Here is a 13,485-nt window from a genome sequence, read left to right as displayed (position 1 = left end):
TGAGGTTCGCGTTCGGTGGGAGGTGGTCTCGGACGGATGGATCAGGGGCCCTGGGGCGGCTCAGGTGACCAGGACGACTCCGGCGTCGGAGCCGGCCGGGGCGTACTCGGCGAGCCGCGCGCGCAGACTGTCCAGCCGCTGCGGCTGGTACAGATCGTGGAACGCGCCCAGTTCGGAGCCGTCGTCCGCGGCCCGGCCCGGATCCGCGCCCCCGCCGCCGCCGGTGATCAGCTGCGCGTACCCCGGAGTGCCGTACCGCTCGCTGGTGAACAGCGGCCGTACCACCGGGTCGTGCGGGCCCGCCGCCGGATCCGGCAGGCAGCGGTGGCGGCGCGGGGTGCGCGACCCCGGCGCCACCCAGCAGTACCGCACACAGCCGATGCCGCGCCGGGCCACCCGCAGCCGCCCGGTGAAGAGGCTGTTCTCGGCGATCCGCACCGCGTGGGCGTGCACCTCGCCGAGGACCGTGGCGCGGTGCGCGGACAGCACGGCGTGCGCGTGGCGGCAGTCGGGGGCCGACAGCGCCGCCCGGTCGCGCCCGGTGGCGTCCAGCACGCTGTCCCGCAGCCGGATCTCCAGCGGATCACGGCCCACCTCGTCGCCGATCACCTCGATCGTGCCCAGCACGCTGTGCTCGACGGTCACGCAGGCGGTGGTCCGGTCCAGCACCAGCGACGGCTCCTCGGGGGAGTGCGGATCGCACTCCGGCTCCAGCGACCAGCCCGGCACGAGGGTGCAGTGCCGCAGCGTCACCGCCCCCATCGGGCCGCTGACATGCAGCCCGCGCCCGGTCACCAGCAGACCGTCCAGGGTGAACCGGGGAGCGTCCTCGCCGCCCGCGCCGTCCCCGTCGCACTCCCGCGCGCGGATGTTGAGCGCGTCCGGCCGGTTGCTGTACCAGTCGAGCAGCCGGATCACCGGCCGCGCGCCCTGCGCCGCCCTCAGCTCCAGCCGGTCGCCCGGCTCCAGATCGAAGTCCAGCTGCTCCTGGAAGGCCCCGCCGCCGGAGATCTCGATGATCCCGTCCGGTCCCGTGCCCGAGGCCGCCCGGTCCGAGCGCCACGCCGCGTACGCGTCCATGATCCGCCGATGCGCCCGGTCCGGGCCGACCCGGTAGACCTTCGCGGCGGGCGAGGTCTCCCGGTCGCGCGGATACTCGCCGCCGCCCATGTCGTGCGAGAACGCGTGATGGTAGGTGACCCACACCCCCTGCCGGGGCGCGGAGCGCGCCCCGAACGCGATCCGCCCGAGCACCGGATCGACCGCCACCTGCCCGCGCCGGGGCCGGTACCGCCAGTGCGAGAGGTCCGCCACCACGACGTCCTCCGCCGGCACCGGCTCCGGCCTGCCGTCCCGCCAGATCGCGAACGACCGCTCCGGGCCGTAGTGGTCCGCGAGCCGGTCGGCGAGCTGACGGCGGCCGATGTACGCGGGGACGTTGTCGACCGCGGCGATGTGCGAGGTCGACGGCTCGGGCACCGGCCTGGTCACCAGCGGACCGTCGTTGCCCAGGATGGAGAAGGTGTACAGACTGCGGGCCCGGTCCACGCAGTACGCGGGGGCCCGGGTGATCCGGTGCGGCCGCAGCCGCCACACGAACAGCCCCACCCCGGCGGGCGAGGGCGCGCCCTGGGCACGGGCCGAGCCGGTGCGCCGCACCCCGGCCGAGCGCGCGACCGTGCCGAAGGGACCGCCCGCCAGATCCAGTTCCGCGCCCTCCCGCACATCGGCGAGCCGGCCGCGCTCCAGCCGCCGCGCGGTCACGGCCGCCGTGCCCGTCCCGTACAGCCTGACCGGCTGATGGACCGCGACCAGCCGGGAGAACTCGACCGCGCGCGCGGGCCATCCGGCGACCGAGTCCGCCAGCTCCTCCAGCAGCGCGAGAGTCCCCTTGCGCCGCCGGTGGGCCACGGTCGCGGCGACGTCGCGGCGCGGCGCGAGAGCCTCGGCGAGCAGACCGCGCGGATCGCCGCCGCCGAGCCCCCGGGTCAGCACCCGCTCGTACCCCGGCAGCGGACGGTGGCCCACCAGATCGCCGATGTACGGCAGCACCCAGGGGGCCGCGGTCTCCACGAACCAGTCCTCATAGCCCTGTTCGACGCCGTCCCGCACCCGGTCCGCCTGTTCGGCGAGGACCGCCAGCAGCGCGCGCAGCGGCTCCTCGCCCCCGGCGTCCGCGTCGCGCAGCCGGTGCCACCGGGGCAACAGCTCCGCGAGCCCGTCCGGTTCCCTGCTCATGACAGGACCCTCCTCTCCGCCGCCTCCACGGGCGGGACGGTGGACTCCCGGCCCCGGCGGACGCCCCGGGTCCGGTACGACAGCACTCCGCGTCCGCCCGGCGCCGCGTCCGCGGCCTCTCGCCCGGGGCCGCTCATCCGGTGATCTCCGACAGCACCAGCGCCTCGGCGGCCCCCGGCGACAGCAGCGCCAGCCGGGCCGGCCGCACCCCCCGGAAGACGAACACCGCCCGTCCCCGCTCCAGCGGCCTGGTGTCGGCGATGTCCGGGTTCAGCCGCAGCAGCCGGTCCAGCGGGATGCCGTAGCGGGCCGCGATCGCGGTGAGCGTCTCCCCGCCCCCGGCGGTGACGCGGTGCACCCGTTCCTCGTACCGCGCCGGCCCGGCGCGTACGACGGACTCCGGCCCTGCGGGAGCCGAGTGCGCGCCGGCGAGCCGCTCCGGGAGCGCCGAGAGCGCCGAGAGCGTCACGCCCTCGAACACGTCGACGTCCAGATGGCCGACGCCCGGCACCTCGTGGGCGACCGCCAGCACCTCGGAGAGCCGGGCCGGGACGCCCAGTTCCCGCTCCCCGGCGCCGAACCGTCCCAGCAGCGCCCGCCGCAGCCGCGGCCCGACCACCGTCCAGCTGTGGTCGCGGGCCGTCCTCACCCGCGCGGCCAGCAGCAGTCGCACCAGCTCCCGGGCCTCGACCCGCACCGGCAGCCGGGCGTCGCCGTACCGGGCCAGCGCGGCGCGCAGCGACCGCAGCACCTCGGAGCCCTCGCCGATCGGCGCGTCGTCCACCCCGGCGACCGTCACATGCAGCACCGTGCGCCGCCCGTCGAAGACCTCCCGCGCCGAGGCCCGTCCGATCCCGGCCCGCGAGCGCGCGAAGTCCTCGTAGTCCGCGACGGACACCAGCCGGTCCAGCGCCGAGACCGCGAGCGGGATCGTCCGCCGGGTCAGCTCCGGCCCGTCGGCGTCCGCGCCGCCCGTCGCGGGCAGCGGATTGGTGACGGCGGTGACGCCCAGCGGCCGGGTGGCCGCCTGGGTGATGCGGTCGGCGGCCACATTCGCGGCCCCTCCCGTGCCGAAGCGATAGCGGGCCCGGACGTTCTCGTGCCCGGTGGGCAGCCGGGCGCCGTTCACCCCGTCGCCGAAGGTCACCGTCGTCCGCCCGGCCGCGTCCGTGCCCCGGACATAGAGCCGCTCCCCGGGACCGCGGCCGGTGAAATCGTCCGTCTCGTGCCACCGAAGCCCCTCGACCCGCACCTCCAGGGCCGGGGCCGCGCCCAGCGGGCCGTCGTCCGGCAGCCAGGTCAGGGGCGACTGCCAGAGCGTGAACGACTGGCCGGGACGGCTCGCGTCCCCGCTGCCGATCGGCTCGTCGCGGCTCTCGCCGTGGCTCGCCGCCACCACATTGCCCCGGATCCGCACCGAGTCCCGGCGGTAGCGGTACGCCAGATCGGCCGTCAGCGTGAGCCGGGTGTGGACATGGTCGCCCGGCAGCAGCGGATCGAGACGCTGCTCCACGGCGGCGATCACCGCGAGTTCCGCGCCGCGCACCCCCGACGTCCCGGGGACGTCCGTGCGCTCGCCCGAGACGATCAGTTCGCGTCCCGGCCGCAGCCCGTCGTACAGCGCGGCCAGCTCGATCTCGTTCCCGTGCACCTCCTCGCCCAGCGGCTCGTCCGCCAGGCGCAGCGCCTCGCCGCCCGCGTGCACGGCGGCGTCCCGGATCGTGGAGAGCAGCACATCGTGCCCGTCCAGCCAGGGATCGGCCAGCGTCAGCTCCGTGCCCCGGCCCGTGATGCCGAAATCGGTGTACGCGGCCGTCCGCACCCCGGTCACCCTGGTCGTCACCAGCGCCAGCGCCGCATCGCCCGGAATGCCGCCCTCCGCGCCCTTGCGGGGGCGTTCGACCGCCACCCAGCTCCCGACGGCGATCCCCTCGTGCACCGCGTCCAGCGACAGCACCCGGCGGTCGGCCCGCTCCGGCACGGTCGCGACGCCGACCTCCACATTCGGCGGCTCCCCGGCGGCCGTGTACGCCACGGTCACCGCGTGCCCGCCGTGGCCGACCTGCCGCCGCTCGCCGGGCGCGAGATCGAAGGACCGGGTCTCGCCGACCCGCACCTCCACCCGCACCCGCCCGTCGCCGCCGGGCCGGGCCACGAACACGGTCGCCTCGGGCAGGCCGGGCGAGAACCGCGCGACCACCCCCTCCTCCGGCGACCCGACCGCGCCGGCCGGTCCCGAGTCCGCGCCCGTGCCCGCGCCGAGCGACACCCGCCCGGGACCGAGCGCGAACTCCGTCCCGGCCGGCAGATGCTCCGACCTCTGCACCGAGGAACCGTGCTCCGTGTACTGGAACTCGGCCCGCACCGGCACCCGGCCCGCCGTGTCGAACACCACCCGCGCCGCCACCAGCGCGGAACCGCCGAGCGGCCAGTCCGTCTGCCGGACCACCCGCCCCCGCTCGTCCTGCACCGGACGCAGCGGAGCCGTCGCGCCGAACGGCGCGGCCGTCACCCGCAGCGCCTGAAGCTCGCGCAGCAGCGGCTCGACGACGGGCGCGGCCCGCCGCCACGCCGCGTACAGCCCGGGACCGGCCCCGGGATCGAGCGCGGACAGCAGCTGCGCGGCCGGCTCCGGGCCCGACTCTAAGACGCCGCCCGCCGTCGCGGCGGGCGGCGGCGGGGCCGGGGCGCGCAGCGCGGGCAGGACGGCCGCCAGCGCCCGCGCCGCCGCCGGACCGCCCCCGTCGCCCTCCTCGGCGGGCCGGGACGGCTCCAGCCAGGCCGCCCGCTCCCGCAGTTCGCCGACGACGGCAGCGAGCCGCTCGAACCACTCCGCGACCTCCTCGTGCCCGGCGGCCAGCGCCCGAGCCTCCGCCAGCCGTTCCAGCGGGCCCGCGAGCCGCCGGGCGAACTCGGCCGCGCTCCCCAGCCCGTCCAGGTCCGCGCGCAGCGGCGCCAGCACCTGGGCGTCGAAGTCCGCGATCAGCCGGCTGACCGGACGCGGATTCGGATTCCCGGGAGCGGGATCGCCGTCCTCCGTCTCCCGGTCGTCCTCGGTGATCCACAGCCGCAGCTCGGCGGCGGCCTCCCGCAGCGACGGCGGCGCGGACCTCGGCAGCCCGATCACCGTCACCCCCTCGTCCCGGTCCTCCCGCACCCGCGCCACCGACAGCAGCAGCCGCTCCGGCGCGCCCGGTCCCTCGCCGAAGACGAACAGCAGCCGGTCGCCGACGCTCAGCGGAACGTCCGTGCCCAGCACCTCGATCCCGGAACGCGTCCGCAGATCCTCGGCGGTCAGCAGCCCCGGACGGCGGCGGCGCACGGACAGTTCGTTCCACGCCCAGCGCGCCGTCAGCTCCGCGCCGGTCTCGAAGGTCCGCGGCTCCTCCGCCGAGGACGCGGGCACGCTCAGCGCGCGCGCCCCGATCGGAATCACCACCTCCGAATCCGTCGCCCGGGGATCGCGGTCCAGGGTGTACGCCAGACGCGCGGCCGCCGCGACGCCGGGCCTCGGCCGGTGACCCACCAGCCGCCCCAGCAGCACCAGCGAACGGTGCTCCTTCGCCGTCCGCAGATACCCCTCGTCGGCGATCCGCTCGGAGTGGAAGGTCAGCAGATCCCCGACCACCGCCCAGGCGTCCACCAGAGCCTGCGCCGGATCCTCCGGGGTCCGCACGGTCAGCCCGCGCAGCGCCGGATACGCGGGCGACGCCAGCCGGTCGGTCATCGCGGCCAGGAACGAACCGTGGTCGCCGACCCGGTACTCCAGCCCCGTACGGCCCGGCGGGTTGTACGGGGCCGGAGGAGCGCGCAGCTCGTCGTGGCCGCCGCAGCCGCAGCCGTCGTCGAAGACGTTCACCGGGTGTCTCCCCCCAGCTCGATCGTGAGCCGGCCCAGTCCGGGCCGGTCGGGGTCGTTGTCGCAGCGCGCCACCTCCAGCGGGCCGACCCGCAGCACGCCCTCCCGCAGCGCGGCCCCGTCCGGCGGCCCCTCCGGGAAGAGCCGGTCGAGCCGCACCGCCCGTACGCTCTCCACACCCCGCACGGACGCCGCGACGGCCACCAGCCGGCTCAGCCGCACGGGCTCCCCGAAATCGAGCGCGTCCGGATGGAAGAAGGCCGGCCGTCCGCCGGCCAGCCGCCCCCGGCCCAGCAGCCGGTACAGCTCCGCCAGGATCTGCCCGTGCTGATGCCCCGGCGACGCGCACACCGCCAGCGCGATGTCCAGCGGCACGCTCCGGGCCGGGCCGACCACCAGCTCGTGGCCGATCCTGCGATACCGCTCCAGCGCGTACGCCACCGAGTCGAGCAGCTCCGGGGAAGCGTCGCCGCCGCCCCGTGCGTCGACCGCCACATGCGCCTCGCGCACGCTGCCCGTCCACCGCAGCTCCGCCGCCGCGCGCCGCACCCCCGGAAGGCCGCCCGCCAGCTCCGCGTAGTCCTCGGCCGTCACCGCCCGCAGCCGGGTGCGCCGCGGCTCCAGCGGAGCCGCCCCGCGCACCCGCCCCAGCGGCTCCGGCTCGGCGCCGCCGACGGCCGGCAGCGGATTGCGCACCCGGACCGAGGGCCACGCCTCCCCGGCCTCCGCACCGTCCGCCGGGCGGCGCAGCAGCAGATGGCGGATGGCCTCCGCGCCGACATTGCCCGCCGCGCCGCCGCCGACGCGATAGCGCAGCTCCAGCCGCGACCCGGGCCCCGGCCGGGCCCCGTACCGGCCGTCGCCGAACCGCAGCGCGATCCGCCCGTCGTCCTCCAGCTCCCCGACGACATGCCGATCGCGTGGACCCGAGCCCAGCAGATCGCGCCGGGGCGTCCACCGCCCACCGCCGTGCGCGACCGACACCGCGGGCAGCGCCGCCCGCGGATCCTGCACGTCCGACGCCGGACCGCGCAGCTCCGGCGCGTCCGGACGCAGCCCCGCCGCGTATCGGGGCCCCCAGCTCCGCGCGATCTCCCGGGCCACCGATCCGTCCAGCACCGTGCCGGCCGCCGCCCGGGCCGTCAGCACCTCCAGCCGGCGCAGCTTCCCCGCCAACAGCCGCTCGGCGCCGTGCAGAAGCTCCCGCAGCGCCCGCACCGGATCCCGCCGCAGCTCGACCCGCTCCAGCAGCCGCAGTCCGAACACCACGGCCAGCTCGGCGATCTCCGGCTCCGCGAGTCCGTCGCCGTCACGGGCGCCGCGCCACAGCTCCACCAGACGCAGCCGGATCCGCCCCGGGATCGCGGCCAGCAGCCGCGACTGACCGGCCGAGACATGGCGCGGCAGCGGGAACGGCACCGACTGGACCACCGGCGAACGCCGCAGCACCGGCCGCAGCCGCGGCACGATCCCCGGATACACCACCTGGGCCAGCAGCGTGCGCAACGCCTCGGCCTGCGCGTACGCGCCGCCCGGCACGACCTTCTCGCGCCGCGGGCCCGACAGCTCCAGACCGATCCCGGCCCGGCCCGTCTCCTCCTGGCCGACCACGGCGAACAGTTCGCGCACCTGGTCGGCGGTGAGCGCCCGCCCGCCCTCCGTACCGTCGATCCGGGCGGTGAGCAGCGCGGCCGTGGCATTGCCCCCCGGGCCCTCCCCGGGTCCGCACCCGCAGCCGCCGCCGCACGGGGCGCAGGAGCCGAGGACGGCAGGCGCGGGCGGCACGGTCACCGTCTCCGGCGGGCCGCCGCCGAACGTCAGCGACCGCCCGTGGTCGACGAGGACGACATTGCCGCGCGCCACACTCACATCCGCCACGGGACGGCAGCGCGGGCCGCCGCGCGTCGCGAGGCAGAGGGAGAACGCGAGCGCGTCCTCCCGCGCCCAGGCGACCTCCAGCACCGGCTGGCCGGCCAGCCGGTCCACGGCCGGGGTGACCGAGGTGAGACGCACGGCCTGCCGGCGCGCCGGATCGGCGTCCCCCGGCGTCCCCGAGCGCGGCCCCCGCACCTCCTCGATCACCAGCAGATCGCCCGGCCCCAGCTCCAGCAGCCGCGCCCCGCGCGCCCGGTCCGTCCACTCGTCCCGCAGCGTCGCCGCGGTGGCCCCCCGGGGCAGCGAGCAGACCTCCTCCCCCCAGGTCCAGAAACGGACCGTGTTGTGCCCGGGGCGCAGCACCAACGGCTCCCCGGCGACGACCGGTTCGAACACCTCCACCGATCCGTGCTCGTCCAGCGCCGCCAGCTCCCCGTCGTCGACGACGGGGCCCGCCTCCGGGCCCTCCCGCCGCCGCGCACGGGCGTCGACGGCCGCGAAGCGGAACGAGCCGGGCGGCAGCGTGAGACGCCCGGCGGTCTCGACGGCGACGAACGCCCGCGCGTTGCAGCCGTCGTGCATCGGATAGTCGATCAGGCGCACATGGCGGCGCACCGACACCCGGCGGCGCGCGGTGTCGAGATACGCCTCGGTGGCCACCGCGTCCTGCTGATAGGAGATCCGGTCGGCGGTGTGGGCGAGCAGCTCGACCAGCGTCATGCCCAGATCGGCCGGGTTGCGCTCCACCCAGCCCGGCGCGGTCAGCGCCAGCCGGTCCAGGATCAGGGCGCGCAGCGCGTCGTAGTCGCGTGCCGTGTAGTCCACGACGGGCGGGGGACGGCGCCCCGCCGCTCCGGGGCCCTCGCCCCGGCAGTCGTCCCCGCGGTCGTCCCAGCCCCGGTCGTCCCACCCGTGGCCGCCGTCACCGTGGCCGCCGTCCCCGTGCTCGCCGCTCCCGGGCCCCTCCTCCCGGCAGCCCTCGTCCCGGCAGTCGAAGGGGGAGGGCCGGTCCGGCCGGAAGAGGAACTCGGCGGAGAAGTACCGCTGGTCGAAACCGGGAAAGGGCTCCGTCCCCGGCCGCCCGTACGGATCGGTGTCCACGACGGAGAGCCGGTGCACCGACGCGTCCCCGGTGCGGTCGACCGTGACCAGCAGCCGGTCGTCCAGCTCCGGATCCTCCTCCCGCTCCACCGAGACCTCGACCGCCTCGATCCCCGTGATCCGGCGGCCGCCGTCGATACGGACATTGCGCGGCCCCAGCCCCTCCGGGGCCTTGCCGAGAAAGGTGACCGTGAGCGTCAGCCCGTCGTCGCCCGCCTCCACCGCGTCCACCCCGCCGAGCCGCGCCCCGCGCACCGCCGCCCGCCTCACATCCGTACGGCAGAGCACCTCCGTACCGCCGCCGCCATCGGTGCCGCTCATACCGGAACACTCCCCTCGAACACCTCGTCGCGCCGGCTCCCGGTGGCACGCACCGTGTAGCACAGCCGGACCCTCACCGCGTTCTCCCCGCTCACCACGTCCAGGTCCTCGACCTCGATCAGCTCGCCGAGCCAGCGCTGGAGCGACGCGTGCACCGACAGCTCCAGCGCGGACGCCAGCTCGGGGCCGGCCGGGGTGAAGACCAGATCGAGCAGCCCGCAGCCGAAGTCGGGGCGCGCCACGCGCTCGCCGGGGCCGGTGAACAGCAACTGCTCGATCAGATCGCGGACATGCGCGTCATGGTCCGCGTGCGCCGTCCGGCCGCGCGCGTCGACGCGGAACGGGAAGGCGATGTCGTCGCGTACCGGCCTCGCCCTCATCCGCAGGCCACCTCCCGGTGCGCCGCGCCCACCACGACCGGCGGCCCCTGCGGCGTCCCCGCCGCCGTGTGACACATCCCTTGCGTGCTCTCCAGCAGCAGCGGCGCACCGTCGACCAGCACCCCGTCGGCCGCCGGGGACCAGCGCACCCCGACACAGGGCCTCGGAATCCCGTCGACGGTATGACGGCAGCCGGTGACGGGATGGACGAGCGCGGACCCCGCGACGGGGCGGCCGTCGAGCAGAACGCCCGGCGACGGCGCGGGCGCGACGCCGACGCGGCCGCCGTGCGGGCAGCCGATCAGGGTCCCCGCGTGGATGACTTTCCCGGACAAGAATTCTCTCCCCGCTCTTCGCTAACGCTTCTTGGGCACGGTCAGCCGGCCCCGGTTGATGTCGACCCGGTCGCCCGACACGCTCACCGACGCGCCCTGCCCGTTGTCGATGTGGACCCCGTCCCGATTGATCCGTACGGACGGCCCCCGGCCGCCCGGCCCCGGGGCCTGGAGCAGAATCCCCGTCTCGGGGTCGTCGGAGAGCACGATCCGGTGATGGCCCCGCGTCTCGATGACGACCGGCTGCGCGTCCCGCTCCGCACCCGCCAGCGCGTCCGCCGGCAGCTCGCTCCGGTCCCCGAACCAGCACCCCGTCCAGATCGGGAAACTGGGATCCCCCTGCTCGAACTCGACCCACACCCCCGCCCCCTCCGCCGGGACCGCGTACAGCCCCGACCGCGCGCCCGTGAACGGGAAACACGGCATCGCCCAGGTCGACACCTCGTCACCGAGCACATCCGGCACATGGGCGGTGATCCGGCCGATCCGCAGCGGATCGTCGTTGTCCGCCACCCGGCCCCGGAACTTGCCGAGAAAGCGGTTGTTCGCTGCTGGCGCCATACGGGCTGACTCCTGTGGGTCTGCGACGCGTTCCTAGGGACGTACGGTGCCGCTCCTGGCGACCAGGCCCTCGCGGGAGAGCGTGAAGTTCTGCCGGTACGAACCGGGGGTGAGGTGATGGGTCACCGAACTGACGTAGTAGTCCCCGTCGTACGTCACCCCGGCCCCCCGCACCCCGACCAGCTCGCGCGGCCGCAGCACATACCCGTGCCGGCCGACGTCCAGCGACCCCGAGCCCGAGACCGCGTCCGCCGAGGTCGCCGCGCGGGCGAGGGCCTCCGCCCGCGCCTGCTCCAGCCCCTTCTTCGCGGTGCCCGGCAGCCGCCTCCGCTTCAGCGCCGGACTCGCGCGCAGCCCCAGCGGCGGCCGCAGCGGGCCGATGTCCGGCTGGGGGAGGAGCGTCGACTCCCGGGAGCGCGGATCCTGCCAGCGGGCCTGCGGCTCCTCGCGCGCCGCCCCGTCGTAGGCGAAGGTCAGCTGGTCCACCGTGGACTGGGCGTCCATGTTCACGTTCAGCGCGTGCTGCCGCCGCCCCAGCCGGCGCTGCGGACCCCAGTACGCCAGGGAACGCCCGGGAACGGGACCAGGCTCCAGATAGAAGGTGTAGCCGTTGGCGCGGGCCAGCTCGTTGATGTAGCCGAGATCGGTGCCGGTCTGGCAGTCCACCCGCAGCTCCTGGCGGGGCGGCTGCGCGATCTGCTCCGGCACCACCTCCGGCCGGATGCCGTACTCCACGTACCGCGCGAGCAGCCGGCTCACCCGCTGGGCCGGGGAGAGATTCGGGAAGCGGTCGGTCCGCTCCTCCAGATCCATCAGCAGCGTCAGATCCTCGCCGGTGACGGTGAGCGTGCTCCGCCCCGGCTGATTGCTCGCCCCGACCTCCTGACGGACGATCAGCCCGTCCAGAAGGACCGTGGTCGTGCCCCTGATCACCGTCGACACGACGACCCGGGTGCGCGGGTCGAAGAACCCCTCGGGCAGCAGCCGCTGGACGATCGCCCCCTTCTTCGTCAGATCGAACGCCAGCTGGAACCCGCTGCGTTCCCCCGCGGTGCTGGTGATCTGCGCGGACAGCAGCGCCTCGCCCACCGCCCGCGGCACCGGCCGGGGGAGCCCCGACCCCATGCGCAGCAGCAGATGGATCGGCCCGCCGCCCACCGTCTCCTCACCCACGGGGGCCTCCGTACGCCTCGTCGCCCGCCCAGCCCGGCCGCGGCACATCGATCACCCGGCCCGGCTCGGCCGTCAGCTCGTACGGATCGAGTACGGGATTGGCGTCGGCGATCCGCCACCACTGGCCGGGATCCCCGAAGTACCGCTGCGCCAAATGGTCGGGGCGCTCGCCGTCGCTCACCGTGTGCGGCTCGGTCTCCTCCTCCGGATCCCGCGGCAGCGGCGGCAGCAGCCGCCGCCGGGCGTAACGGACCTCGGTGCCGTCCGCCGTGCGGTGCACCCCGATCCCGGTGTCGTGATACCGGCTGGAGCGCGGATACGGGTGCGACCCCGGCACCGCGTCCAGCGGGCTGTCGTACTCGGCCATTCCGGCTACACCCTCCCCGTCCCGATGTCGGCCCCGCTCAGCCCGAGCGCGCCCAGACTCCCGGCGCGCGCCGTCCGGGCCAGCCTTTCCTTCTGCGCGAGATGCGCGAGATACAGCTCGGCGCCCGGGTGCCCCGCGGGCAGATCGCTGACCGTGAGCACCTTCATGCCGACGCTCAACGACGCCCGTATCGGATTCAGCCGCACATCGAACGCCGACTCATTGATCGACAGCTCGGTCAGCCGCACCGGCATCACCCGCTTGCTGCCCCAGGTGAACAGGGTCAGCGGCATCTCGATCGGACTGATCTCGATCGCGCCCCGCTCACTCAGCCGCATCGCCTCCCGCAACTGGGCCGCCGTCGGCTGCACCAGCATCTCCAGCGTCGCCAGCTGCGGATGAATCCCGTCCGGCGCGGCCACCTCGAACTGATCCGTCGCATCGATCTCCGCCGTGAACTTCCACGTCTCCTGCGCGGGCCCCTTCAACCTCAACGCCTCATTCCGATCCCCACCGCTCCCTCCGCCGGAAGCGTCCCCCGACCCGCCGGCGGACTGGGGGGAGAGGGAGCGTTCGAGGGTGTCGGGGTTGAACTGGAGGACGATGACGCGTTGGGGGGTGCCGCGGTCGGGGTCGAGGAGGACGATGCCGGAGCGGAGGGGTTTGGGGGTGTCGGGGTAGCGGGTCATTTATCCCTCGTCGGTCGACGTGTCATGGCGGCGCAGTCCGTCCAACAGGACGCCGGCGTTGGCACGCACCTCGTACACGGCGTCGGTGCGGTGGATCTCCTCCACGAGGTCGATGAGTTCTGGCCAGCCCAGATACCCAGTAGCGATGACCACCGCCTGACGGATACCTGGATCCGGGCTGCGCGTCATGGAGTGCAATAGCTCCACAGCGGCGTCCCGATCAGTGGAATCCGCGGAGAGGGCGACCGCATAGATGCCTGCCAAGGTGTCGTCCCGCCCCGCTGCCCGTCGAGTGAAGGAAAGGGCTTCGGTGAACGTCCATGTGAAGGCACGGCTCCTGATGTTCTCGGTCACGGATTCGACTCCCCGGCCGCTCACCAAGAGGTAGCACGTCCCAATGGGGAAATCCTGGACGAAACGAATATCAGTTTCTCCGTCATTGGTTCTCCAGACGTCCACCAGGGAGCCCGAGTCGCGGATTCCGACCTCGATGGCATTCCAGTCAAGATCCCAAGCTACGTCCTGAATGTCGTCCGGTGTGACCTGGCGGTGTAGTACGATTCTCTGTTTTGTGTGCGGCATTGATT

The 13,485-nt window shown here is 75.0% G+C and carries 10 protein-coding genes; all 10 read right to left on the bottom strand.

Annotation, left to right across the window (positions count from 1 at the left end):
- Positions 1–60: 60 nt before the first annotated feature.
- On the bottom strand, positions 61–2,238 hold the full coding sequence (locus ACF089_RS21050; RefSeq protein WP_392028649.1) for a hypothetical protein: 2,178 nt from the start codon (positions 2,236–2,238) through the stop codon (positions 61–63).
- Between the two features lie 133 nt (positions 2,239–2,371).
- Positions 2,372–6,097, bottom strand: a complete 3,726-nt coding sequence (locus tag ACF089_RS21045; RefSeq protein WP_392028647.1) for a putative baseplate assembly protein — start codon at positions 6,095–6,097, stop codon at positions 2,372–2,374.
- The gene (locus tag ACF089_RS21040; protein WP_392028645.1) at positions 6,094–9,393 is read right to left on the bottom strand and encodes a putative baseplate assembly protein; all 3,300 of its coding nucleotides are present in this window, start codon (positions 9,391–9,393) and stop codon (positions 6,094–6,096) included. Before ACF089_RS21040 ends, ACF089_RS21045 begins: the two co-directional genes overlap by 4 nt.
- Positions 9,390–9,773: a GPW/gp25 family protein gene (locus ACF089_RS21035; RefSeq protein WP_392028643.1), complete on the bottom strand. Its 384-nt coding sequence runs from the start codon at positions 9,771–9,773 to the stop codon at positions 9,390–9,392. The genes ACF089_RS21040 and ACF089_RS21035 overlap by 4 nt, the downstream gene beginning before the upstream one ends.
- A complete protein-coding gene (locus ACF089_RS21030) occupies positions 9,770–10,108 on the bottom strand; it encodes a hypothetical protein (protein WP_392028641.1) in 339 nt (112 codons plus the stop codon). The genes ACF089_RS21035 and ACF089_RS21030 overlap by 4 nt, the downstream gene beginning before the upstream one ends.
- Positions 10,109–10,129: 21 nt before the next feature.
- Entirely contained in the window at positions 10,130–10,669 is a 540-nt protein-coding gene (locus tag ACF089_RS21025; protein ID WP_392028639.1) for a phage baseplate assembly protein V, read from the bottom strand.
- Positions 10,670–10,702: 33 nt separating this feature from the next.
- On the bottom strand, positions 10,703–11,842 hold the full coding sequence (locus ACF089_RS21020; protein WP_392028637.1) for a hypothetical protein: 1,140 nt from the start codon (positions 11,840–11,842) through the stop codon (positions 10,703–10,705).
- Positions 11,835–12,209, bottom strand: coding sequence for a hypothetical protein (locus ACF089_RS21015; protein WP_392028635.1), 375 nt, complete (start codon positions 12,207–12,209; stop codon positions 11,835–11,837). The genes ACF089_RS21020 and ACF089_RS21015 overlap by 8 nt, the downstream gene beginning before the upstream one ends.
- 5 nt (positions 12,210–12,214) lie before the next feature.
- Entirely contained in the window at positions 12,215–12,898 is a 684-nt protein-coding gene (locus ACF089_RS21010) for a hypothetical protein (protein ID WP_392028633.1), read from the bottom strand.
- Complete coding sequence (locus tag ACF089_RS21005) at positions 12,899–13,480, bottom strand: HEAT repeat domain-containing protein (protein ID WP_392028631.1); 582 nt, start codon at positions 13,478–13,480, stop codon at positions 12,899–12,901.
- Between the last annotated feature and the right edge of the window lie 5 nt (positions 13,481–13,485).

Origin of the sequence: Streptomyces sp. NPDC014894 (assembly GCF_043080985.1) — a bacterium.
Classification (GTDB): Bacteria; Actinomycetota; Actinomycetes; order Streptomycetales; family Streptomycetaceae; genus Streptomyces.
Note: the sequence above shows the minus strand (reverse complement) of the source record. Positions and strands in the feature narration are given on the sequence as shown.

Bases quoted from the DNA above. Each gene is read 5' to 3' on its own strand.
- ACF089_RS21025 (WP_392028639.1), bottom strand. From the start codon at position 10,669: ATGGCGCCAGCAGCGAACAACCGCTTTCTCGGCAAGTTCCGGGGCCGG.
- ACF089_RS21035 (WP_392028643.1), bottom strand. From the start codon at position 9,773: ATGAGGGCGAGGCCGGTACGCGACGACATCGCCTTCCCGTTCCGCGTC.
- ACF089_RS21040 (WP_392028645.1), bottom strand. From the start codon at position 9,393: ATGAGCGGCACCGATGGCGGCGGCGGTACGGAGGTGCTCTGCCGTACG.
- ACF089_RS21050 (WP_392028649.1), bottom strand. From the start codon at position 2,238: ATGAGCAGGGAACCGGACGGGCTCGCGGAGCTGTTGCCCCGGTGGCAC.
- ACF089_RS21010 (WP_392028633.1), bottom strand. From the start codon at position 12,898: ATGACCCGCTACCCCGACACCCCCAAACCCCTCCGCTCCGGCATCGTC.
- ACF089_RS21005 (WP_392028631.1), bottom strand. From the start codon at position 13,480: ATGCCGCACACAAAACAGAGAATCGTACTACACCGCCAGGTCACACCG.
- ACF089_RS21015 (WP_392028635.1), bottom strand. From the start codon at position 12,209: ATGGCCGAGTACGACAGCCCGCTGGACGCGGTGCCGGGGTCGCACCCG.